We start from the raw sequence: 21,562 nt of genomic DNA, 5'->3' as shown, positions 1-21,562 counted from the left end.
TTGTCTATGCAACATTGCATGGCTGAGGATTGGTGCTGGATTCTTCGCGGGCATGCCCGCTCCCACAGGTACTGCACAGGTCTCAAGGGCGGTGCTATCACTGTGGGAGCGGGCGCGCCCGCGAAGAGGCCGGGTCAGCCAAGCAGCTCTTTCAGGCCTTGCAATTCCTGCTCGGTCAACGCCACCCCCTCCTCCTCGGCCACCTCGCGCTCGCGGTAACGCCGCTCGCCCGGCATGCGCGTCAGCCCTACCGCCTGCATCTGCTCGACCAGTTCGCGGCTGCGCTGGGCAAACCGCTCGCCCTCGGCCTTGTTCGGGTCGATGACGATGATCAACTGCCCGGTCCACGGCGTCTTCGCCCCCGGGTGCCCCGACCAGTCGAACTCCCAGGAGAAATGCCCGCCGGTCAGCGCCGCCGCCAGCAACTCGACCATCATCGACAAGGCCGAGCCCTTGTGCCCGCCAAATGGCAGCAAGGCGCCGCCTTCCAGAATCGCCTTGGGGTCGGTGGTCGGCTCGCCATTGGCATCCACACCCATGCCCTGCGGCAATTGCTGGCCAGCACGCGCGGCAATCTGCACGTCGCCATGGGCCATGGCGCTGGTGGCCATGTCGAAGACGATCGGGTCATGTTCGGCGCAAGGTGCGGCAAAGGCGATGGGGTTGGTGCCGAACAGCGGCTTGCGGGCGCCGTGCGGCACCACGCAGGTCATGCTGTTGACCACGCTCAGGGCTACCAGGCCTTCGTCGGCGAAAGGCTCCACATCCGGCCACAGCGCGGCGAAGTGGTGCGAGTTGTGGATCGCCAGCACGGCGATGCCAGCGTTGCGCGCCTTCGCCACCAGAAGCTCACGGGCCGCCGCCAGCGCCGGCTGGGCGAAGCCGCCTGCGGCATCGACGCGAACATAACCGGGCGCCACGTCGCTGACCTTCGGCGTGGCCTGGCCATCGACCCAGCCGCTGGCCAATGTCGAAACATAGCCGGGCATGCGGAACACCCCATGGCTATGGGCACCATCGCGCTGGGCGCTGGCGCAGTTGTGGGCCAGCACCCGGGCCACGCTTTCGCTGCAGCCATGGCGCTGGAAAATGCTCTGCAACAGGCCCTGCAGCTCGGTAAAAGGCACACGCACGACGGTGCTGGTGGAAGGTGCGGACATCTGAAGCTCCTTGTTGGAATTGGAATGGCTACAGCGTTGCAACGACAAAAACTTTCCTGCATGTGACAGCTATCTGTCAAATGTTGACTTGATGACAGAAAACAGCCATTTTCTTTCGCAAGCCTTACCCCTGGAGCCGCAGCATGAGCCAACCGATCAAGCAACGCCTGGAAAACAGCCTCGAAGGGGCCGCTGCTTCGGGCCGCAAGATCGCCACCTACATGCTCGCCAATCTGCAGGAACTGCCGTTCCAGACCTCGGCCAGCATTGCCGCCAAGCTGGGCGTCAGCGAATCCAGCGTCGGCCGTTTCTGCCGCTCATTGGGTTATGCCCATCTCAAGGCGTTGAAGCAAGACCTGCAAAACGACCTGGGCGATGGCCCGTGGCTGGTGGGCGACCGCCTGCAAGATTACCGCCAGAACCAGGACGCCAGCGACAACGCCGGCAGCCTGGAGCTGGAAATCGCCGCCCTGGTGCGCGTGCACGAGTATCGCCAGAGCAGCGCCTGGCACAGCGTCGCCCAGCGCCTGGCAAGCAGGCAGCGGGTGTTCATCGCCGGCTTCCAGACCGAGCGTGGCATCGCCATGTGCATGAGCCACCTGCTGCAGTACCTGCGCGATGGCGTGCAGCTGGTGGATATGAGTGCCGGGCACTTTGGCGAAGTATTGCTGGGCCGCGCCGAAGACAGCGCCCTGGTGGTGTTCGAAGCCCGCCGTTATTCCCGCCATGCCCTGCTGTTGTGCCAGAAGGCGCGCGAGGCTGGCATAGCGGTCACCCTGGTGACCGACACCTTCTGTGACTGGGCCGATGCCAACGCCGACGAGGTGTTCCGCATCCCCACCGAGTTCAACCTGTTCTGGGAGTCCACCTCGACCATGCTGTCGTGGGTGCACCTGATGGTCAACGAGGTCTGCAAGAAGCTCGGGCCGGATGTTGAAAAGCGCTTGGAAGCAACTGCCGCTCTACATAACGAATTCGTCGGCTACACCTCGTGGTCGACGGGAAAACAACAATAGCAAGAGTGCAATGAGGTGCGAGATGAAAAAGACCATGGCCTTGGTGGGTGCGTGTGCCCTGCTGCTGTCGGGTGCCGCCAGTGCCGAAACCCTGCGCTTCGCCACCGAGGGCGCCTACCCGCCCTTCAACTATGTCGACGCCAATAACCAGTTGCACGGCTTCGACATCGACATCACCCATGCCCTGTGCGAGCAGATGAAAGTCGAGTGCACGCTGGTGGCCCAGGACTGGGAAGGCATCATCCCGGCGCTGATGGCACGCAAGTACGACGCAGTGGTCGCGTCGATGATCAATACCGAAGAACGGCGCAAGAAAATCGCCTTCACCGACCACTACTACCGCACCCCGCTGACTGTCGCCGTGGCCAAGGACAGCAAGATCACCGACGCCCAGACCAACTTCGACGGCTACACCGTTGGCGCCCAGTCGTCCTCCACCCAGGCCATCTACGCCGAAGACGTCTACGCCAAGGCCGGTGCCGACGTGAAACTGTACCCGACCATGGACGAAGCCAACGCCGACCTGGCCGCGGGCCGCCTGGACGGGGTGATTGCCGACAAATTCCCGCTGCATGAGTGGATGACCAAGAACGGCGGGGACTGCTGCAAGATCCTCGGTGACGTGGCCGACACCAAGGCCGATGCCGCCATTGCCGTGCGCAAGGACGACGAAGCCCTGCGCCAACGCCTGAACACCGCGCTGCAACAGATCGTGGCCAACGGCACCTACCAGAAGATCGCCAGCAAGTACTTCGCTTTCGATATCTACAACTGATCTTCAGGAAACTGCGCAATTTCTGTAGGAGCGGCCTTGTGTCGCGACAGGGCCGCAAGGCGGCCCCGGCAATCCCTGCTGCGGCATAGATCCTGGGGCTGCTAAGCAGCCCTTTCGCGACACAAGGCCGCTCCTACAAAGAGTCCGCATTGCCCATCCTAGGGGTTTGTCATGCTCGATCAATTATCCTTGCTGTCCTTCGCCAGTGGAGGCTGGGGCCAGGCGTTGCTGGCCGGCGCCCTGGTCACTGTTTCCCTGGCCCTGGCCTGCCTGCCCATCGGCCTGCCGCTGGGCCTGGTCGTCGCCCTTGCAGCACGCTCGCGCAAGCGCTTGCCGCGAGCCTGGGCCACCACCTTCTCCACCGTGTTCCGTGGCCTGCCCGAACTGCTGACGCTGCTGATCATCTATTACGGCTGCCAGATCGCCGCACAGAAGACTCTCGCAGCCATGGGCTACCAGGGTGAGTTCCTGATCAATACCTTCCTCGCCGCGATGATCGCCTTCAGCCTGGTGTTCGCCGCGTTCTCCAGCGAGATCTGGCTGGCAGCCTTCAAGACCCTGCCCAAGGGCCAGCTGGAAGCCTGCTCGGCGTTGGGCCTGAGCAAGCGCACCGGCTTCTTCAAGGTGCTGCTGCCGCAATTGACCCGCATCGCCCTGCCCGGCCTGTCCAACAACTGGCTGTCGCTGCTCAAGGACACCTCGCTGGTCTCCACCATCTCGCTGGTCGACCTGATGCGCCAGACCAACCTGGCCGTCAGCGTGACCAAGGAGCCGATGTTCTTCTATGGCGTCGCCTGCCTGGGCTACCTGCTGTTCGCCGCCATTTCCGGGCGCGTGTTCGCCTTCATCGAACGGCGCAGCAACCGCCACCTGCAAGGAGCACGCGCATGAGCTTCGAACAACTGCTGGCGCTGATACTCGACCCCGACCTGCTGGAACGCTACGGCCCGCGCTTCCTCGATGGCCTGCTGGTAACGGCCAAGCTGGTGGCGATTTCCTTCAGCCTGGGTGCGGTGCTCGGCCTGTTGCTGGCCCTGGCGCGCATGTCGCGCAGCCTGCTGCTGCAGCGCATGGCCGCCGGCTATGTGTACTTCTTCCGCGGCTCGCCGCTGCTGGCCCAGCTGTTCCTTCTGTATTACGGCCTGGGTTCGCTCAAAGGCTTCTGGCAGGACGTCGGCCTGTGGTGGTTCTTCCGCGAGGCGTGGTTCTGCACCCTGCTGGCGTTCACCCTGAACACCGCCGCCTACCAGGCCGAGATCTTCCGCGGCAGCCTGATGGCCGTCGCCCCCGGCCAGCATGAGGCGGCGCGGGCGCTGAACCTGAAGCGCTCGACCACCTTTTTCAAGGTGATCCTGCCGCAGTCGCTGCTGGTGGCCATCGGCCCGCTGGGCAACGAACTGATCCTGATGATCAAGGCCAGCGCGATCGCCTCGCTGGTGACCATCTACGACCTGATGGGCGTGACCAAACTGGCCTTCTCGCGCAGTTTCGACTTCCAGATCTACCTGTGGGCCGCCGTGCTCTACCTGCTGATCGTCGAACTGGTGCGGCGCCTGCTGAAACACCTGGAAGCCCGCCTGGGCCGCCACCTGAACTGACCGAAGGATACGTTCCATGCATTGCCAGACCCTTGTCCTCGGCGCCGGCATCGTCGGCGTCAGCACCGCGCTGCACCTGCAGGCCCGCGGGCGCCAGGTGATCCTGATCGACCGCGACGAACCGGGCAGCGGCACCAGCCACGGCAACGCCGGGCTGATCGAGCGCTCCAGCGTGATCCCCTATGCCTTCCCGCGGCAACTGGGCGCGCTGCTGCGCTACGGCCTGAACCGCCAGCCCGATGTGCGCTACAGCCTGCTGCACCTGCCCAAGGCCGCACCCTGGCTGTGGCGCTACTGGCGCCAGTCTGCCCCCGGGCGCCTGGCCGGGGCCGCCGCCGATATGCTGCCACTGGTGCAACGCTGCGTCGAAGAGCACGACGCATTCATTGCTGCCGCAGGCCTGGAAGGGCTGGTGCAGGCCAAAGGCTGGATCGAAGTGTTCCGTGACCCGGCGCTGTTCGAGCAGGCCAAGGCCGACGCCAAGGGCCTGAGCCGATATGGCCTGCAGTTCGAAATCCTCGAATGCGGGCAGTTGCAGGCCCGCGAGCACCAGCTGGACGCCAGCGTGGTCGGCGGCATTCACTGGCTCGACCCCAAGACCGTGAACAACCCCGGCGCCCTCACCCGCGGCTACGCCACCCTGTTCACGCAGCGCGGCGGGCAGTTCCTGCATGGCGATGCGCGCAGCCTGCGCCAGGTCGACGGCCAATGGCGGGTCGACAGCCGCCGCGGCCCGATCACCGCCGACGAGGTGGTGGCCTGCCTCGGCCCGCAGTCAGCCGACCTGTTCAGCGGCCTTGGCTACCAGATCCCGCTGGCGATCAAGCGTGGCTACCACATGCACTACAGCACCCGTGACGGCGCGCAACTGGAGCATTCCATCTGCGACACCCAGGGCGGCTACGTGCTGGCGCCAATGGCCCGCGGCGTGCGCCTGACCACCGGCATCGAGTTCGACGCCAGCAGCGCGCCGGGCAACCAGATCCAGCTGGGCCGTTGCGAAGCCCTGGCGCGCAAGCTGTTCCCGGCCCTGGGTGAGCGCCTGGACGACACCCCGTGGCTGGGCCGCCGCCCGTGCCTGCCCGACATGCGCCCGGTGATCGGCCCGGCGCCGCGCCACCCAGGGCTGTGGTTCAACTTCGGCCACGCCCACCACGGCCTCACCCTGGGCCCGGTCAGCGGCCGGCTGGTGGCCGAACTGGTCACCGGCGAACGCCCCTTCACCGACCCCGCGCCCTACAGCGCGACCCGTTTCGACTGAACCCCTGCGGGAGAACAACAAGATGACCGCACCACTGAGCCTTGCCACCCTTGCCCCCGAACCCGACCCGCGCCCGGTGCTGATCCGCATCGAAGGCCTGAACAAGCACTACGGCGCGTTCCACGTGCTGCGCGACATCGACCTGCAGGTGCGCGAAGGCGAACGCATCGTGCTGTGCGGGCCGTCCGGCTCGGGCAAGTCGACCCTGATCCGTTGCATCAACCGCCTGGAAGTGGCCCAGCAGGGCAGCATCAAGGTGGATGGCATCGACCTGGCGGCCACCACCCGCGAAGCGGCGCAGGTGCGCAGCGACATCGGCATGGTGTTCCAGCACTTCAACCTGTTCCCGCACATGAGCGTGCTCGACAACTGCCTGCTGGCCCCCACCAGCGTGCGCGGCCTGTCGCGCAAGGACGCCGAGGAGCGGGCGCGCATGTACCTGAGCAAGGTCGGCATCGAAAGCCAGGCGCACAAGTACCCCAGCCAGCTGTCCGGCGGCCAGCAGCAGCGCGTGGCGATTGCCCGGGCGCTGTGCATGAAGCCGCGGATCATGCTGTTCGACGAGCCCACCTCGGCGCTGGACCCGGAGATGGTCGCCGAGGTGCTGGATGTGCTGGTGCAACTGGCCGGCACTGGCATGACCATGCTTTGCGTCACCCATGAAATGGGCTTTGCCCGCCAGGTAGCCGAGCGGGTGCTGTTCCTCGAGGGCGGGCAGATCATTGAAGACAGCCCACCGCAGGTGTTCTTCAACCAGCCGCGTACCGAGCGGGCCAAGGGGTTCCTGGCGCAGATACTGCACTGATTGAAAATGATGAAAGCTGGCGCGATATCTGTGTAGGAGCGGCCTTGTGTCGCGAAAGGGCTGCGCAGCAGCCCCAGGGTTTCAGCGCAGGTGCACAAATTGCCGGGGCTGCTTTGCAGCCCTTTCGCGACACAAGGCCGCTCCTACAGGTTCCGCGTCAGCCGAAGGAGTGAGCGACTCTGCCGGCCCTTCATTGCACCGCTGCAAAGACCCAACTGCATCGTTAAATATTATTGACCTTAACCCCCGCCAAACCCACGCCGCCACAGGCCCGCATCGGTTTCAGCCCCCAAAAACCGGCGCATTCCCTGCCATCAAGCCCTGCTCCGTCGTTTGACATATCGAACGGCTCTGGCAAGCTATCTACAAGCCCCGACCGGAATCGTCGCCTCCGACGAGCCGGCAGTGCTCGGGGCTACAGGTTGCACCCATGGCCCCGCGCCGTGCACCTGCACAACAACGACAGGCCGAACCTGTCCCAAGGTGACATATGTCCAACAGCAACATTGGCAACAAGCAACCCTCCCTGCGCAAACCCGTCGTCCTGATGACCATGGGCAGCCAAGAGCGCAAAGGCCATGACTACCAGGTCATGACCCACAAATACATCACCCCGCTGGTCGAGTTTTCCGATTGCGTCCCGGTGCTGGTGCCCACCTGCTGCGGCATCGAAGACCTCGAGACCTATCTGGACATGGCCGACGGCGTGTACCTGACCGGCGCCGGCAGCAACATCGACCCGGCCCTGTACGGCCAGGAAAACGAGACCCCCGGCAAAGGCCAGGACCAGAACCGCGACCTGTTCGACATCCCGCTGGTCAAGGCCGCGATCAAGCGTGGCCTGCCGATCTTCGGCATCTGCCGTGGCATGCAGGAAATCAACGTGGCCCTGGGTGGCGACATCTACCAGAAGGTGTACGCCGAGCCTGGCTTCAACGACCACCGGGAAAACCCGGAAGACCCGGTCGAGGTGCAATACGCCCAGGTGCACGGCGTGAAGATCAAGCCGGACAGCTGGCTGCGTGACACCCTGGGTACCGACGAGATTCGCGTCAACTCGCTGCATGGCCAAGGCCTGCACAAGCTCGGTGCCGGCATCGAGGCCATCGCCCACGCCGAAGACGGCTTGGTCGAGGCGATCCATGCCCCGAGCATCTCGCCATTCCTGTTCGCCGTGCAGTGGCACCCGGAATGGCAAGCGGCGAAGAACCCGGATTCGATCAAGATTTTCCAGGCTTTCGGCGACGCTTGCCGGGCCCAGGTACGCAAGGCGCAGATCAAGCGCCAGCACGCTGCCTGACCCCAGTTTCCTCTGCTTTGATCGCGGGGCGGCGCAAGGCCGCCCTCGTTTTCCCCGGTCACCCTCTGCTGGTCCCAGAACACTTCCCGTGGAAACGGGCGGCGGGCTTGTGCCTGTCTCCGCGATCGTTTTTTCCTGCCCCATAAAGAGATACGATGACTGATCGCAGTGAGTCTGCCATCTATGTCTCATGCATCTCTTGTTGTCGCCTGTTCTGGCCTCTTCGCGGGCAACCCCGCTCCTACAAGCGCGACGCGGTCCCTGTAGGAGCGGATTTACCCGCGAAGAGGCCGGCACAGGCAATAACACGCCTTCCGCCCCTCCACAAAAAAATCTCCCCAAGGGACTAGTCATCGTACAAGTTGTACGATAACTTACCTCCAACGCAAAACATCACCCTTCACCCAAGCGCCACAGGATGCCAACAACAATGACTCCACAAGAACTCAAATCCATCCTCTCCCACGGCCTGCTGTCTTTCCCGGTCACCGACTTCAACGCCCATGGCGACTTCAACCCGGCTGGCTACGTCAAGCGCCTGGAATGGCTGGCCCCGTACGGCGCCAGCGCCCTGTTCGCCGCCGGTGGCACCGGTGAGTTCTTCTCGCTGGCTGCCAGCGAGTACAGCCAGGTGATCAAGACCGCCGTCGACACCTGCGCCAAGTCGGTCCCTATCCTCGCCGGCGTCGGTGGCTCCACCCGCCAGGCCATCGAATACGCGCAAGAAGCCGAGCGCCTGGGTGCCAAGGGCCTGCTGCTGCTGCCCCACTACCTGACCGAAGCCAGCCAGGAAGGCGTCGCCGCCCACGTCGAAGCCGTATGCAAATCGGTAAACATCGGCGTAGTCGTCTACAACCGCAACGTCTGCCGCCTGAACGCCGACCTGCTGGAAAAACTCGCCGAGCGCTGCCCGAACCTGATCGGCTACAAGGACGGCCTGGGTGACATCGAGCTGATGGTGTCGATCCGTCGCCGCCTGGGCGACCGCTTCAGCTACCTGGGCGGCCTGCCGACCGCCGAGGTGTATGCTGCTGCCTACAAGGCCCTGGGCGTGCCGGTGTACTCCTCCGCCGTGTTCAACTTCGTGCCGAAGACCGCCATGGACTTCTACAACGCCATCGCCCGTGACGACCACGCCACCGTGGCCAAGCTGATCGACGACTTCTTCCTGCCTTACCTGGACATCCGCAACCGCAAGGCCGGCTATGCCGTGAGCATCGTCAAGGCCGGCGCCAGGATCGCCGGTTATGACGCCGGCCCGGTGCGTACTCCGCTTACCGACCTCACCGCCGACGAGTACGAAAAACTCGCCGCGCTGATGGACAAGATGGGCCCGCAGTAAGCGCCGCCCGCGGCCTGCCAGATGCCGCGCCCGGAGTGGGCCAGCCCCGCTCCGGTTACAATTCGTGAGCCCGCACAAAAATAACTAGTGGGAGTACTACCAGCATGCAAGCGACGAAGAAGACGCATGTGCGCTACCTGATCCTGTTCATGCTGTTCCTGGTGACCACGATCAACTACGCTGACCGCGCCACCATTGCCATCGCGGGCTCCAGCCTGCAGAAAGACCTCGGCATCGATGCCGTGACCCTCGGCTACATCTTCTCCGCCTTCGGATGGGCATACGTGGCTGGCCAGATTCCTGGTGGCTGGCTGCTCGACCGCTTCGGTTCCAAGAACGTCTACGCCTTCAGCATCTTCACCTGGTCGCTGTTCACCCTGCTGCAGGGCTTTGTCGGTGGCCTGCCGGTAGCCTGGGCGGTGGTGACTTTGTTCACCCTGCGCTTTTTGGTCGGTTTTGCCGAAGCCCCGTCGTTCCCCGGCAATGCGCGCATCGTCGCGGCCTGGTTCCCGACCCAGGAACGCGGCACCGCCTCGGCCATCTTCAACTCGGCGCAGTACTTCGCCACCGCACTGTTCGCACCGATCATGGGCTGGATCGTGTTCAGCTTCGGCTGGGAGCACGTGTTCGTGGTCATGGGCGCACTGGGCATCGTGTTCTCCATGGTGTGGCTGAAGACCATCTACAACCCGCGCCAACACCCACGCATCAGCCCAGGTGAACTCGAGCACATCGAGCAGAATGGCGGGCTGGTGGACATGGACCAGAAGCGCGGCAACGACGGCCCGAAATGGGGCTACATCAAGCAACTGCTGACCAGCCGCATGCTGCTGGGCGTGTACCTGGGCCAGTACTGCATCAACGCCATCACCTACTTCTTCCTCACCTGGTTCCCGGTGTACCTGGTGCAGGAGCGCGGCATGACCATCCTCAAGGCCGGCTTCATCGCCTCGCTGCCGGCGGTCTGCGGCTTCATCGGTGGTGTGCTGGGCGGGGTGATCTCCGACTGGCTGTTGCGCCGCGGCAACTCGCTGACCTTCTCGCGCAAGCTGCCGATCGTCTGCGGCCTGCTGCTGTCGACCACCATGGTGTTCTGCAACTACGTCGACGCCGAGTGGATGGTGGTCGGCTTCATGACCCTGGCGTTCTTCGGCAAAGGCATCGGCGCGCTGGGCTGGGCGGTGGTCGCCGACACCTCGCCGAAACAGATCGCCGGGCTGTCGGGCGGGCTGTTCAACACCTTCGGCAACATCGCCTCGATCACCACGCCAATCGTGATCGGCTACATCATCAGCGCCACGGGTTCGTTCAAGTGGGCCCTGGTGTACGTCGGCGCCAACGCCCTGGTGGCGGTGTTCAGCTACCTGGTGATCGTCGGCCCGATCAAGCGCATCGAGCTGCGTGAAAGCCCAAAGCCTGACGCCGAGCCAGCGGCCGGCAGCGAACTGGCCGGCTCGCGCCACTGAGTGAACACGCCCGCGTCGGCCACCCCGCCGCGGGCGGATGTACAAAAGCCTGAGAACCTGACAAGTAGGGCCCGAACATGCAGTTGATCGAACATTCCGACTCGCCCCGCTACGTCCGCCTGCACGACGATGACAATGTCGTGGTGGTGGTCAATGATGGCGGCCTGGGCGAAGGCGCCCGCTTCGCCGACGGCCTGACCCTGGTCGAAGGCGTGCCACAGAGCCACAAGGTGGCCACCGTAGCCATCGCCAAGGGCGAACCGGTGCGCCGCTACGGGCAGATCATCGGCTACGCGCTGGAAGACCTGCGCCAAGGCAGCTGGGTGCAGGAAAGCCAGCTGGCCATGCCGGCCGCGCCGGAGCTGGACAGCCTGCCACGCTGCGACGCCGTCCCGCAGCCGCTGCCGCCGCTCGAAGGCTTCACCTTCGAAGGCTACCGCAACGCCGACGGCACCGTCGGCACCCGCAACATCCTCGGCATCACCACCACCGTGCAGTGCGTGGCCGGCGTGCTGGAGCATGCGGTAAATCGCATTCGCAGCGAGTTGCTGCCCAAGTACCCCAATGTCGATGACGTGGTGGCGATCACCCACAGCTACGGCTGCGGGGTGGCGATCAACGCGCGCGATGCCTATATCCCGATCCGCACGGTGCGCAACCTGGCGCGCAACCCCAACCTGGGCGGCGAGGCCCTGGTCATCAGCCTGGGCTGCGAAAAGCTGCAGGCCGGACAGGTGATGCACGACAACGACCCGTCGGTGGAGCTCAGCGACCCGTGGCTGTACCGCCTGCAGGACGCCAGCCTGGGCTTTGTGGAAATGATCGAACAGATCATGCAACTGACCGAGACCCGCCTGAAGAAACTCGACCAGCGCCGCCGCGTAAGCGTGCCGGCCAGCGAACTGATCCTGGGTATGCAGTGCGGGGGCAGCGATGCCTTCTCGGGCATCACCGCCAACCCGGCGCTGGGCTACGCCGCCGACCTGCTGGTACGCGCCGGCGCCACCGTGCTGTTCTCGGAGGTGACCGAAGTGCGCGACGCCATCTACATGCTCACCTCGCGGGCGGAAAACCAGGAGGTCGCAGAAGCCCTGGTGCGCGAAATGGACTGGTACGACCGCTACCTGCAGCAAGGCGCCGCCGACCGCAGCGCCAACACCACGCCGGGCAACAAGAAAGGCGGCCTGTCGAATATCGTCGAGAAGTCCCTGGGGTCGATCGTCAAGTCCGGTAGCGGCGCCATCCAGGGCGTGCTCGGCCCGGGCGAGCGGGTCAACCGCAAAGGCCTGATCTTCTGCGCCACCCCGGCCAGCGACTTTGTCTGCGGCACCCTGCAACTGGCTGCCGGCATGAACCTGCATGTGTTCACCACCGGCCGCGGCACGCCATACGGCCTGGCCATGGCGCCAGTGGTCAAGGTATGCACCCGCAGCGAGCTGGCCCAGCGCTGGCCCGACCTGATCGACATCGACGCCGGGCGCATCGCCAGCGGCCGCTCGACCATCGAGGAGCTGGGCTGGGAGCTGTTCCACTACTACCTGGACGTGGCCAGCGGCCGCAAGCAGACCTGGGCCGAACAGCATCGCCTGCACAACGACATCACCCTGTTCAACCCGGCACCGATTACCTGATGACCCGGCTTCTCGACAGTGTCGCGATCCCTGTGGGAGCGGGCGAGCCCGCGAAGCAGGCAACCCGGTGTATGGCACCGGCTGCGCCGGTGTTCGCGGGCTCGCCCGCTCCCACAGGTCATGCGACAACCTGCCAGATTTTCTCTCAACCTACAGGAGCACCCCATGCCTGAAATCCTCGGCCACAACTTCATCGCCGGCCAGCGCAGCGCCGCTGGCCCGCAGCGCCTGCAGAGCCTGGACGCCAGCACCGGCGAGGCCCTGCCCTACAGCTTCGCCCAGGCCACCGAAAGCGAAGTGGACCAGGCCGCCAAGGCCGCGGCCGCCGCTTTCGCCGAATTCCGCCAGCTGGCCCCGGCGCGGCGCGCCGAATTCCTCGACGCCATCGCCGCCGAGCTGGACGAACTGGACGACGCCTTCGTCGCCATCGTCTGCCGTGAAACCGCCCTGCCCCCCGCCCGTATCCAGGGCGAGCGCGGCCGCACCAGCGGCCAGATGCGCCTGTTCGCCCAGGTGCTGCGCCGTGGTGACTTCCTCGGTGCACGCATCGACCTGGCCCTGCCCGAGCGTCAGCCCCTGCCACGCGTGGACCTGCGCCAGATGCGCATCGGCGTCGGCCCGGTCGCCGTGTTCGGCGCCAGCAACTTCCCGTTGGCCTTCTCCACCGCCGGTGGCGATACCGCTGCGGCCCTGGCCGCCGGTTGCCCGGTGGTGTTCAAGGCCCACAGCGGCCACATGGCCACCGCCGACCTGGTCGGCTGTGCCATCCAGCGCGCCGCCGAGCGCACCGGCATGCCCAAGGGCGTGTTCAACATGGTGTTCGGTGGCGGCGTCGGTGAGTGGCTGGTCAAACACCCGGCCATCCAGGCCGTCGGCTTCACCGGCTCGCTGAAAGGCGGTGACGCCCTGTGCCGCATGGCCGCCGAGCGCCCGCAGCCGATCCCGGTGTTCGCCGAGATGTCCAGTATCAACCCGGTCATCATCCTGCCGGGCGCCCTGGCCAAGCGTGGCGAAGCCATCGCCCGAGAACTGGCCGGTTCGGTGTGCCTGGGCGCAGGCCAGTTCTGCACCAACCCGGGCCTGGTGATCGGCCTGCAGTCGCCGCAGTACAGCCAACTGCTGGCCGAGCTTGGCCAGCACCTGAGCCAGCAGGCCGGCCAGACCATGCTCAACGCAGGTGGCCTGCGCAGCTACGTCGGTGGCCTGGAGCACCTACACGCCCATGCCGGTATCGAGCACCTGGCCGGCCAGGCGCAGGCAGGCAGCCAGGCGCGCGCCCAGCTGTTCAAGGCCGATGCCCGCCTGCTGATGGAGTCTGACCCGCTGTTGCAGGAAGAAGTGTTCGGCCCGACCACTGTTGCCGTGGAAGTGCAGGACAACGACCAGTTGCGCGCCGCCCTGCTCGGCCTGCGCGGCCAGCTGACCGCGACCCTGATTGGCGAGCCGGAAGACCTGCAGGCCTTCGCCTGGCTGGTACCCGTGCTGGAAGAGAAGGTCGGGCGGATCCTGGTCAACGGCTACCCGACCGGTGTCGAGGTGTGTGATGCGATGGTGCACGGCGGGCCTTACCCGGCCACGTCGGATGCGCGCGGCACGTCGGTCGGCACCCTGGCCATCGACCGCTTCCTGCGCCCGGTGTGCTACCAGAACTACCCGCAGGCACTGTTGCCTGAGGCACTGCGCGACGGCAACCCGCTGGGGCTGCGCCGGCTGGTAAATGGCCAGTGGAGTGAGGGCGCGATCTGATCGCCCCTTGAAACCAGAAAGCCCCGCGCATGGCGGGGCTTTTCTTTTGGCTGTACCGACCTCTTCGCGGGCACGCCCGCTCCCACAAGTATCGCTGCACCCTCAAGATAAGGTGATCCCTGTGGGAGCGGGCGCGCCCGCGAAGAGGCCGGTACAAGCGACGAAGGCCTCAGCCCCCCTGCGCCTCGGCCTCTTCATGCGCCTGGCGCAAGCGCTCGCGGCTGTTGCTCAGGTGCATGCGCATGGCCATCTTCGCCCCTTCGCTATCACGCCGGGCGATGGCTTCGTAGATCGCCTCGTGCTCATGCATCAGCCGGCTCATGTAGTGCGCCTGGTCATCATGGGCCAGCCGCGCCGAATTCAACCGGGTACGCGGGATGATGCTGGTGCCCAGGTGGTTGATGATGTCGGCGAAGTAGTGGTTGCCGCTGGCCTGGGCAATGCGCAGGTGGAACTGGAAATCCGCCGACACCGCATCCGTGGCGTGGGCAGCCCCTTCGTTGAGTTCGTCCAGCGCCGCACGCATGCCGGCCAGCTCTTCGTCGCTGCGCCGCTGCGCCGCCAGGCCCGCCGATTCGATCTCCAGGGCAATGCGCAATTCCAGCACCGCCAACACTTCGCGAAGGGTGACCACGGTCGCCGGGTCGATACGGAAACCACCCGTTGCTGGCGCGTCCAGCACGAAGGTACCGATGCCGTGGCGGGTCTCGACCTGCCCGGCAGCCTGCAGCCGCGAGATCGCTTCACGCACCACCGTGCGGCTGACACCCTCTTCGGCCATGATCTGCGATTCGGTCGGCAGCTTGTCGCCGCGCTTGAGCTGGCCGCTGCGAATGCGCTCGGTCAGCACCGTGACCAGTTCCTGAGCCAGACTGCGCGGCTTGCGCCGGGTCTTTGCCTGTACCTGCTGCTCTGTCATTGCCCTGTATTTCACCTTGAAAGACAGCGCTCATCATAGCGCAAGCAGTTGTACGATCACATACACGCAGTGCGGTATTTCCCGGCATCCGTAGGCGACACGCAGCCCTGAACGAATGGTCTGGGCAGCCTGGGTACCGGCTGGTTTCCCTGCGACCAAGGTTGCGCTCCGGCGCAGCCTTCCCCTTCACAGCAGCTACACAACCTGTCCGGCTTGCTGATGTTCCTTTCGCTGACCCTTGCAAGCGCACTGTGGGCCTGGTTGGGCAATCGCATTGCCGGCTCCAGGGCACTGGGGCTGTTTTCCCTGGCCTGCGTGGTGCTGGCGATCGTGACCGTCGTACTCATGGGCAAGGCAGCGCAAAGCGGCCAATGGTTCGGCCTGTACCAGCGCCTGAACTACGGCGTATCGGTGATCTGGGTCGCCAGCCTGGCCTGGACCAGCCTGCGCACACACCGCGCCAGCCCGTTGCGGATGGCAACAACCTGACGGCAATTTGCTGGCCCCCGGTAGCTGCTTGTGAAGGCAAACTTCGTTTTCCTTCAGATGCTTAGGACAGCAACATGCGAGTACTTCTAGCAACGATGGCCGGCTGCCTGCTAGCCACGCTCGCTTTCGGCGCCCAGGCACGGGCGCTGAGCCAGAACGATCGCCACACTTGCGGCTGGGGCGCACAGATAGCCGCCGAAGCGCAGCAGGCCAAGCTTTCCGGGGTAACCCTGTATGCCACGCGCAAGAAGTTGCAGGCGCGCAAATTCCCCAAACCGTGGATGCGCATGACCGCCTTCGGCATTACCGAACAGACCTACAACAGCCGCTCGCGGCTAAAGCCTGCAGCGATCAAGCAGACCTATTACGAGCAGTGCGTGCAACATGCGGTAGCAAGGCGATAAAGCTCTGGCTCTTTGGGCTGCGCTGTCGCGCAGAAAACAAATATCGCTCGTTTGAAGCGTCCTCTGTAGGAGCAGCCTTGTGCTGCGAAGAGGCCGGTACAAGCAATAGACAAGCTTTGTCAGTACCGGCCTCTTCGCAGCACAAGGCTGCTCCTACAGAACTTCACTAAACCAATGAGGCATGTGTTGTTCTATGAGAGCGGCCTTGGGCATTTGTTAAACTGATGAAAACTGTCGGACGCAACCAAGACCATTCGCAACATGGATGAACTACGCAAGATCGACCTCAACCTGCTGCTCGCCCTGCACGCCCTGCTGAGCGAAAAGCACGTCACCCGCGCCGCCTTGCGCCTGCACCGCAGCCAACCGGCGGTAAGCCACGCCCTGGCGCAGTTGCGCAAGCACTTCGACGACCCCTTGCTGGTGCGCCAGAACGGCCGCATGGCCTTGACCGCCCGCGCCCAATCGCTGGCCAAACCGCTGCACGACGCCCTGGGCAACCTCAACGGCCTGCTGGCCGCCCCACAGTTCGAACCGGCCAAGGCCCAGCGTCGCTTCAGGCTCTCGCTGTCCGACTATTCCTCGCGGATCATCCTGCCACCCCTGCTGCGCCACCTGCGCCAGGTCGCGCCCGGGGTAGACCTGGCCATCAGCCAGGCCAGCCGCGAAACCATGCTGGCCCAGTTGCTCGATGGTGAACTGGACCTGGCCCTGGGCATCTTCCCGGACCTGCCCCAGGCCATCACGGCGCAGCCGCTGTTCACCGACAGCTTCATCAGCGTTGCCGACCGCCAGGTGCTACCGGCCAGCGGCGGCCTGGCCCTGGACGACTGGCTGGCCCGTCCGCATGTGCTGATGGCCATGCACCCGGATGCCTTCGATGAAATCGAACGCGCCCTGGCCGCGCAAGGCCTGCGTCGGCGGATTGCCCTGGCCTTGCCGCACTGGAGTGCGGCGGTCGAGGTGCTGGCCGGCACCGACCTGATCCTCACCGTGGCCAGCCGCGCGGTGGGCTCGCTGCACCAGCACAAGACATTGCGCCAGTTCGAGCCGCCACTGGCGATTCCTTCGTTCGATTACCAGCAAGCCTGGCATAGCCGCAAGGACGACGACCCCGGGCATCGCTGGCTGCGGGAAACCGTGTGGGCGTGCAGCCAGCCGGGGCGCTGATCAGCCTTCCGACTGTTTCTCCACGGCAGGGGCATTGGCCGGCGAGCCTGCTCCCCAGGTGCCCTGCACCAGCAGAACGCCGCAGAGGATCAGCACCACACCCGCCAACCTGGCCAGACTGAGCGGCTTGCCTCCCAACCCCATCACCCCAAAGTGGTCTGCGACCACCGCCGTGATGATCTGCCCCGCCACCACCAGCACCAGGAACCCCGCTGCCCCAAGCCGGGGGGTGAGCGCAGCAGCACCGGCCACGTACAGCGCCCCCAGCACACCACCAACCCACAGCCACCAGGGCCCCTGCAAGGCCTTGCCCATGTCCGGCGCCGGCACCCTGAGGATCAGCAGCGCGGCGATCACTACCAGCGAACTTACCGTCAATGACGTGAACGCACCCCACAACCAGTGCCCCAGCGCCCGGCCGACGGCGGCATTACCCGCAGCCTGGAACGGCAGCACGGCACCGGCAAGCAACGCCAGGGCAAAGGGAAGTACCAGAAGGCACAAGGTCTTGCTGAACATGGCAGTCCTCATTGGTGACAGATGTTCAGGCGATGATCGGAAAATTCCCTTTATCCATGGAAATCGAAAGTGTGCACTCATGCTATTCGTCACATGGATACCAGCCAATTGGGCTAGGATGCTGCGCAGCCTCGCCGCCCGCGGCCTGAGCCGGCGGGTTCACGACTGAGGCCAGACCAAACCGTATGTGATGGAGCACATTCGATGACAGATGAACGTACAACCCTGATCGACCATGGGCAGTTGCCCACCCGCAACCTGGCCGAATGCCTGGCAGTGGATCAAAGGACCTTGGTCAGTGCACTGGCAGGCCAGTTGCCCGACACGCTGATCGAACAGCTGGCTACCTGCGCCGAAGAAACATGCTCGCAGGGCCTGTCAAAAAAAATTACGGGGATCGGCCTTGCCCTTGGGCAGTGGCTGGAACCCGCACCTGCGCCCCAGCGCCAGCAGGTGTTGGAGCAGTGCAGCGCGCACAGCGCCGATACTGTGCGCAGCTGGGCGGCCTTCGCCCAGGCGTATTTGTCGCGCACGGCCGATCTCGAGGCCGCATTCCTGGCCCAGCTGCGTTTTGCTCGCGATGAACATTTTGGTGTGCGCGAATGGGCCTGGATGGCCCTGCGCCCGCGCCTGGCTCAAGAGCTGGATGATGCCCTGGCCCTGCTTGCCCGGCATGCCGGCGACAGCAACCCACTGGTACGACGCTTCTGTATCGAGGTGCTGCGCCCACGTGGCGTGTGGTGCGAGCACATCGCCGCACTCAAGCAAGCGCCCGAAGTGGCCGAGCCACTGTTGGTGCCGCGCCTGGCTGAGGCAGACAAGTATGCCCAGGACTCGGTTGCCAATTGGCTCAACGATGCCAGCAAGACTCGGCCCGATTGGGTGATGCAGCTGTTCGAACGACATCCGCCGTCATGCAAGGCATCACGGCGGATCCATGCGCGGGCAACCCGTAGCCTGCCCCAATGAATGGTCAGCGCGAGGTTTCGACGCGCAGCACTTCGGTGTAGATCGCGTCGACCGTCTGGCCGACCTTGAGGTTTTTCATGCGTGCCTGCAGGTCAGGGTTCTCGACCTTGACCACCTGCAGCTTGCCCTCCGGCGGCAACAGGCTCACTTCATGCGTCTTGAGGTCGATCTTCTTTATCTGCGAGGTCACCCTGACCTGACGGAACGCCTCGCCGCCCGGGTTGGGGTTGTCTGCCGTGGCGCGAATGGTACCGGACTCTTCAGTCGCCTTCGGTGCACCGCCCACCTCCGGGTTGAGCACATAGGCCACCGCACGGGTCACGTAGATGTCGACTTGGTCACCCACCTTGAGGTTGGGCAGCGCCTTGGCCTTTTCAGTGAGCTGGAAGGTCACATCCTTCTTGGCGTCAGGGCCTTTCACCGTGACCTGTCGGTTAGCCAGGTCGATGGCCGTGACCTGCGTGGTGACGTGGCTTTCCAGCGCCTCGCTACCAATGGGAATACCGGCAGCCTGCACCGTGAAGCTGAAGGCAGACGCCAGGGTGGCAACGGCAATGGCACGAGCGAGAGAGCGAATTGGATTCATAGGCCTGCTTCCATGTAATCGAGACCGGGTAGGGACGTGAAATGTTCACGCGCCAACAAGCATAGCCCTTGCCTGACACATTGCCGGCCCTTCCCCCTCACGACGCGTTTTGTCGCTTTTTCTGCCAGCTGCATTCTTGCAATAGCAAATACGAACTCTTTACACTTGCTTTACATTTGCAAATCATTACTATTCGTGACCTTCAAATACAACAAAGAGTCACCTGTAATGGCAAAAAAGTCTGTTGTCCCAGCATCCATTTCCGTGCTGGGCATTCTGGTTGTACCTGCTGTTCACGCGGTCCAATCTGAATCGCAGGGTTCCCTCGCCTTGCCCGCCACTGCGGTCACCAGCGCCTACGAGCAGCAAAGCTACAAGGCCAGCGAAAGCCGCAGCGCCATGAAGATCGACGCCCCGCTGCGCGACATCCCGCAAACCGTCAACGTCGTGCCCGAAAGCGTGATCAAGGACCAGGGTGCGCAGTCCATGGAAGACGTGCTGAAGAACGTGCCCGGCGTCGGCCTGTCCAACGGCGACGGCCAGCGTGACCAGGTGACCATTCGCGGCTTCAGCGCCATTGGCGACATGTACATCGACGGCGTGCGCGACGACGCGCTGTACTTCCGCGACCTGTCCAACATCGAGCGGGTCGAGGTGATCAAGGGCCCTGCCGCCGTGCTGTATGGCCGCGGCTCTTCGGGCGGCCTGATCAACAGCATCAGCAAGAAGCCGAGCTTCACGCCCAAGCGCGAAGTCGGCATGAGCTTCGACAGCGAAGGCAAGCGCCGCACCCAGTTCGACACCGGCTGGGCCGACCCGCAAAGCAACCAGGCCTACCGCGTGACCGGCGCCTTCGAAGACAGCGACACCTTCCGCGACGATGGCTATATCGACCGCAAGGCCATCGCGCCATCGGCCTACTTCCGCCTCTCCGACGACCTGGAACTGAACCTGGGCGCCACCTACCTGTACGACAAGCGCCTGATCGACTTCGGCATCCCGGCGCTGGGCAACCGCCCGGTAGATGTGGACCGCGACAAGCGCTTCGGCTCCGGCGATGCCGACCAGGACTACGCCCGCAGCGAAGTGTTCTCGCTGACTGCCAGCCTGGACTACCGCATCAACGACGACTTCACCCTGACCAACACCAGCCGGTACTACCGCTACGACCTGGACCGCAACAACACCTTGGCCGACAGCAGCCCGACGCGCTTCGTCACCGCGCCTGACGGCGAACTGCTGGTCAAGCTCAACCGTGGCAACGTCGCCCGCGACGAGTACGGCATGTTCAACCAGACGGAACTCAAGCAACAGGCGCAGCTTGCCGGCATGCAGCACAACCTGCTGTATGGCGTTGAAGTGGGCTTCCAGGACAAGCACCAGCGGGTGCTGAGCCAGAACAACGTGGCCCAGGTGCCGGTGTACCGCGACGCCCTGGTGCCGGTGCCGGAGCACGCCGCCAACCTGTCGTCCAAGGGCACCAACTTCCAGCAGACCGCCGGCCTGTATGTGCAGGACATGATCGAGCTGAACGAGCACTGGAAGGCCCTGGTCGGTGTGCGTTATGACATCTTCGGCCAGGAGTACGACGACGACCGCGCGCAGAACGTCGACCTCGACCGTACCGACAAGACCTGGAGCCCACGTGCCGGCCTGGTGTACCAGCCGGATAACATCCAGTCCTACTATGTGTCGGTCAGCCGCAGTTACCAGCCTTCGGGCGAAGTGTTCGCGGTCAGCCCGACCAACCAGCATCTGGAGCCGGAAGAAACCACCAACTACGAAATCGGCGCCAAGTGGGACCTGCTCGACAGCCGCCTGTCGGTGACCGCAGCGGTATTCCGCCTCGAGCGCACCAACATGAAGACCGCCGACCCGGCCAACCCCAACCTGACTGTGCTGGCCGGCGAACAGCGCACCGACGGTTTCGAAGCCACCGTCAGCGGGCAGCTCACGGACAAGTGGCAGATCTACGCCGGCTACGCCTACCTGGATGCCGAGATCACCAAGTCCAACAACAAGACCAATGGCGTGGCCAACGAAGGCCAGACTCCTACCCTGACGCCGCGTAACAGCGCCAACGTCTGGCTGGTGCGCACGCTGACCCCGGAATGGCGCGTGGCCGCCGGCGCCAACTACGTCGACGAGCGCTACACCGCACTCGACAACGTGGTGGTGATGCCGGGCTACACCACCTTCGACGCCGCGCTGCTGTACAGCGTGCCGCAGTGGGATGCCGCGCTGCGCCTCAAGAACGTGTTCGACCGCGACTACTATGCCTCCGCGCACGGTTCGGTTGACCTGATTACCCCAGGTGCACCGCGCACGCTGGAAGCCAGCTTCAACTACCGGTTCTGATCGCTGCCCCAGGCGCAAGGCCTTGCCATGGTGCAAGGCCTTGCGCTG

19 protein-coding genes and 1 pseudogene are annotated in these 21,562 nt (G+C 64.5%); 16 read left to right on the top strand and 4 right to left on the bottom strand.

The features are described from left to right. Positions 1 to 134: 134 nt before the first annotated feature. Positions 135 to 1,160, bottom strand: coding sequence for an Ldh family oxidoreductase (locus tag IMX18_RS09215; protein ID WP_015270692.1), 1,026 nt, complete (start codon positions 1,158 to 1,160; stop codon positions 135 to 137). A gap of 143 nt (positions 1,161 to 1,303) precedes the next feature. Between IMX18_RS09215 and IMX18_RS09210 the strand changes: the two genes are divergently transcribed. The 11 genes from IMX18_RS09210 to IMX18_RS09160 all read left to right on the top strand — a co-directional run bounded on the left by IMX18_RS09210 (position 1,304) and on the right by IMX18_RS09160 (position 14,100). After that, positions 1,304 to 2,176 (top strand): MurR/RpiR family transcriptional regulator, encoded by an 873-nt coding sequence (locus tag IMX18_RS09210; RefSeq protein WP_015270693.1) that lies wholly within the window; start codon positions 1,304 to 1,306, stop codon positions 2,174 to 2,176. A gap of 22 nt (positions 2,177 to 2,198) precedes the next feature. After that, positions 2,199 to 2,951, top strand: a complete 753-nt coding sequence (locus IMX18_RS09205) for a transporter substrate-binding domain-containing protein (protein ID WP_085720654.1) — start codon at positions 2,199 to 2,201, stop codon at positions 2,949 to 2,951. Positions 2,952 to 3,122: 171 nt separating this feature from the next. Beyond that, positions 3,123 to 3,842, top strand: a complete 720-nt coding sequence (locus IMX18_RS09200; RefSeq protein ID WP_054573558.1) for an ABC transporter permease — start codon at positions 3,123 to 3,125, stop codon at positions 3,840 to 3,842. Continuing rightward, complete coding sequence (locus IMX18_RS09195; RefSeq protein ID WP_054573559.1) at positions 3,839 to 4,549, top strand: ABC transporter permease; 711 nt, start codon at positions 3,839 to 3,841, stop codon at positions 4,547 to 4,549. Before IMX18_RS09200 ends, IMX18_RS09195 begins: the two co-directional genes overlap by 4 nt. A gap of 16 nt (positions 4,550 to 4,565) precedes the next feature. Continuing rightward, on the top strand, positions 4,566 to 5,810 hold the full coding sequence (locus tag IMX18_RS09190) for an NAD(P)/FAD-dependent oxidoreductase (protein ID WP_102083637.1): 1,245 nt from the start codon (positions 4,566 to 4,568) through the stop codon (positions 5,808 to 5,810). Between the two features lie 22 nt (positions 5,811 to 5,832). Further along, complete coding sequence (locus tag IMX18_RS09185; protein ID WP_013972988.1) at positions 5,833 to 6,615, top strand: amino acid ABC transporter ATP-binding protein; 783 nt, start codon at positions 5,833 to 5,835, stop codon at positions 6,613 to 6,615. A 490-nt stretch (positions 6,616 to 7,105) separates the two neighbouring features. Continuing rightward, positions 7,106 to 7,915, top strand: coding sequence for a gamma-glutamyl-gamma-aminobutyrate hydrolase family protein (locus IMX18_RS09180; RefSeq protein WP_015270696.1), 810 nt, complete (start codon positions 7,106 to 7,108; stop codon positions 7,913 to 7,915). 430 nt (positions 7,916 to 8,345) lie between these two features. Next, complete coding sequence (gene kdgD, locus IMX18_RS09175) at positions 8,346 to 9,257, top strand: 5-dehydro-4-deoxyglucarate dehydratase (RefSeq protein WP_015270697.1); 912 nt, start codon at positions 8,346 to 8,348, stop codon at positions 9,255 to 9,257. Positions 9,258 to 9,361: 104 nt separating this feature from the next. Continuing rightward, entirely contained in the window at positions 9,362 to 10,723 is a 1,362-nt protein-coding gene (locus IMX18_RS09170; RefSeq protein ID WP_015270698.1) for an MFS transporter, read from the top strand. Positions 10,724 to 10,800: 77 nt separating this feature from the next. Beyond that, positions 10,801 to 12,354, top strand: coding sequence for a galactarate dehydratase (garD, locus tag IMX18_RS09165; RefSeq protein ID WP_217190133.1), 1,554 nt, complete (start codon positions 10,801 to 10,803; stop codon positions 12,352 to 12,354). Positions 12,355 to 12,519: 165 nt separating this feature from the next. Continuing rightward, positions 12,520 to 14,100, top strand: coding sequence for an aldehyde dehydrogenase (NADP(+)) (locus tag IMX18_RS09160; RefSeq protein ID WP_102083640.1), 1,581 nt, complete (start codon positions 12,520 to 12,522; stop codon positions 14,098 to 14,100). A 169-nt stretch (positions 14,101 to 14,269) separates the two neighbouring features. Here IMX18_RS09160 and IMX18_RS09155 read toward each other — a convergent pair whose 3' ends face one another. Next, positions 14,270 to 15,019, bottom strand: coding sequence for a FadR/GntR family transcriptional regulator (locus tag IMX18_RS09155; RefSeq protein ID WP_085720651.1), 750 nt, complete (start codon positions 15,017 to 15,019; stop codon positions 14,270 to 14,272). A gap of 114 nt (positions 15,020 to 15,133) precedes the next feature. Between IMX18_RS09155 and IMX18_RS09150 the strand changes: the two are divergent. The 3 genes and pseudogenes from IMX18_RS09150 to IMX18_RS09140 all read left to right on the top strand — a co-directional run. After that, a pseudogene (locus tag IMX18_RS09150) lies at positions 15,134 to 15,508 on the top strand (DUF998 domain-containing protein); the annotation flags it as partial. Between the two features lie 74 nt (positions 15,509 to 15,582). After that, positions 15,583 to 15,912: a hypothetical protein gene (locus tag IMX18_RS09145; RefSeq protein WP_023660807.1), complete on the top strand. Its 330-nt coding sequence runs from the start codon at positions 15,583 to 15,585 to the stop codon at positions 15,910 to 15,912. A gap of 261 nt (positions 15,913 to 16,173) precedes the next feature. After that, positions 16,174 to 17,082: a LysR family transcriptional regulator gene (locus IMX18_RS09140; protein ID WP_217190134.1), complete on the top strand. Its 909-nt coding sequence runs from the start codon at positions 16,174 to 16,176 to the stop codon at positions 17,080 to 17,082. Here the strand turns inward: IMX18_RS09140 and IMX18_RS09135 are convergent, their stop codons facing one another. Next, positions 17,083 to 17,601, bottom strand: a complete 519-nt coding sequence (locus IMX18_RS09135) for a DMT family transporter (protein WP_217190135.1) — start codon at positions 17,599 to 17,601, stop codon at positions 17,083 to 17,085. A 204-nt stretch (positions 17,602 to 17,805) separates the two neighbouring features. On the opposite strand from IMX18_RS09135, the gene IMX18_RS09130 reads away from it, so the two are divergent. Then, positions 17,806 to 18,570 (top strand): hypothetical protein, encoded by a 765-nt coding sequence (locus IMX18_RS09130; RefSeq protein WP_217190136.1) that lies wholly within the window; start codon positions 17,806 to 17,808, stop codon positions 18,568 to 18,570. A gap of 4 nt (positions 18,571 to 18,574) precedes the next feature. On the opposite strand, the gene IMX18_RS09125 is transcribed toward IMX18_RS09130, so the two are convergent. Next, the gene (locus IMX18_RS09125; protein ID WP_013973000.1) at positions 18,575 to 19,156 is read right to left on the bottom strand and encodes a hypothetical protein; all 582 of its coding nucleotides are present in this window, start codon (positions 19,154 to 19,156) and stop codon (positions 18,575 to 18,577) included. 228 nt (positions 19,157 to 19,384) lie between these two features. On the opposite strand from IMX18_RS09125, the gene IMX18_RS09120 reads away from it, so the two are divergent. Beyond that, positions 19,385 to 21,514 carry a TonB-dependent receptor gene (locus IMX18_RS09120; RefSeq protein WP_054572578.1) on the top strand — a complete coding sequence of 710 codons (2,130 nt, stop codon included), beginning with the start codon at positions 19,385 to 19,387 and terminating at the stop codon, positions 21,512 to 21,514. Positions 21,515 to 21,562 lie beyond the last annotated feature (48 nt).

The sequence above is a fragment of the Pseudomonas shirazica genome (assembly GCF_015168335.1).
Lineage (GTDB): Bacteria > Pseudomonadota > Gammaproteobacteria > Pseudomonadales > Pseudomonadaceae > Aquipseudomonas > Aquipseudomonas asiatica.
Note: the sequence above shows the minus strand (reverse complement) of the source record. Positions and strands in the feature narration are given on the sequence as shown.

Bases quoted from the DNA above. Each gene is read 5' to 3' on its own strand.
- IMX18_RS09215 (WP_015270692.1), bottom strand. From the start codon at position 1,160: ATGTCCGCACCTTCCACCAGCACCGTCGTGCGTGTGCCTTTTACCGAG.
- IMX18_RS09210 (WP_015270693.1), top strand. From the start codon at position 1,304: ATGAGCCAACCGATCAAGCAACGCCTGGAAAACAGCCTCGAAGGGGCC.
- IMX18_RS09205 (WP_085720654.1), top strand. From the start codon at position 2,199: ATGAAAAAGACCATGGCCTTGGTGGGTGCGTGTGCCCTGCTGCTGTCG.
- IMX18_RS09200 (WP_054573558.1), top strand. From the start codon at position 3,123: ATGCTCGATCAATTATCCTTGCTGTCCTTCGCCAGTGGAGGCTGGGGC.
- IMX18_RS09195 (WP_054573559.1), top strand. From the start codon at position 3,839: ATGAGCTTCGAACAACTGCTGGCGCTGATACTCGACCCCGACCTGCTG.
- IMX18_RS09190 (WP_102083637.1), top strand. From the start codon at position 4,566: ATGCATTGCCAGACCCTTGTCCTCGGCGCCGGCATCGTCGGCGTCAGC.
- IMX18_RS09185 (WP_013972988.1), top strand. From the start codon at position 5,833: ATGACCGCACCACTGAGCCTTGCCACCCTTGCCCCCGAACCCGACCCG.
- IMX18_RS09180 (WP_015270696.1), top strand. From the start codon at position 7,106: ATGTCCAACAGCAACATTGGCAACAAGCAACCCTCCCTGCGCAAACCC.
- kdgD (WP_015270697.1), top strand. From the start codon at position 8,346: ATGACTCCACAAGAACTCAAATCCATCCTCTCCCACGGCCTGCTGTCT.
- IMX18_RS09170 (WP_015270698.1), top strand. From the start codon at position 9,362: ATGCAAGCGACGAAGAAGACGCATGTGCGCTACCTGATCCTGTTCATG.
- garD (WP_217190133.1), top strand. From the start codon at position 10,801: ATGCAGTTGATCGAACATTCCGACTCGCCCCGCTACGTCCGCCTGCAC.
- IMX18_RS09160 (WP_102083640.1), top strand. From the start codon at position 12,520: ATGCCTGAAATCCTCGGCCACAACTTCATCGCCGGCCAGCGCAGCGCC.
- IMX18_RS09155 (WP_085720651.1), bottom strand. From the start codon at position 15,019: ATGACAGAGCAGCAGGTACAGGCAAAGACCCGGCGCAAGCCGCGCAGT.
- IMX18_RS09145 (WP_023660807.1), top strand. From the start codon at position 15,583: ATGCGAGTACTTCTAGCAACGATGGCCGGCTGCCTGCTAGCCACGCTC.
- IMX18_RS09140 (WP_217190134.1), top strand. From the start codon at position 16,174: ATGGATGAACTACGCAAGATCGACCTCAACCTGCTGCTCGCCCTGCAC.
- IMX18_RS09135 (WP_217190135.1), bottom strand. From the start codon at position 17,601: ATGTTCAGCAAGACCTTGTGCCTTCTGGTACTTCCCTTTGCCCTGGCG.
- IMX18_RS09130 (WP_217190136.1), top strand. From the start codon at position 17,806: ATGACAGATGAACGTACAACCCTGATCGACCATGGGCAGTTGCCCACC.
- IMX18_RS09125 (WP_013973000.1), bottom strand. From the start codon at position 19,156: ATGAATCCAATTCGCTCTCTCGCTCGTGCCATTGCCGTTGCCACCCTG.
- IMX18_RS09120 (WP_054572578.1), top strand. From the start codon at position 19,385: ATGGCAAAAAAGTCTGTTGTCCCAGCATCCATTTCCGTGCTGGGCATT.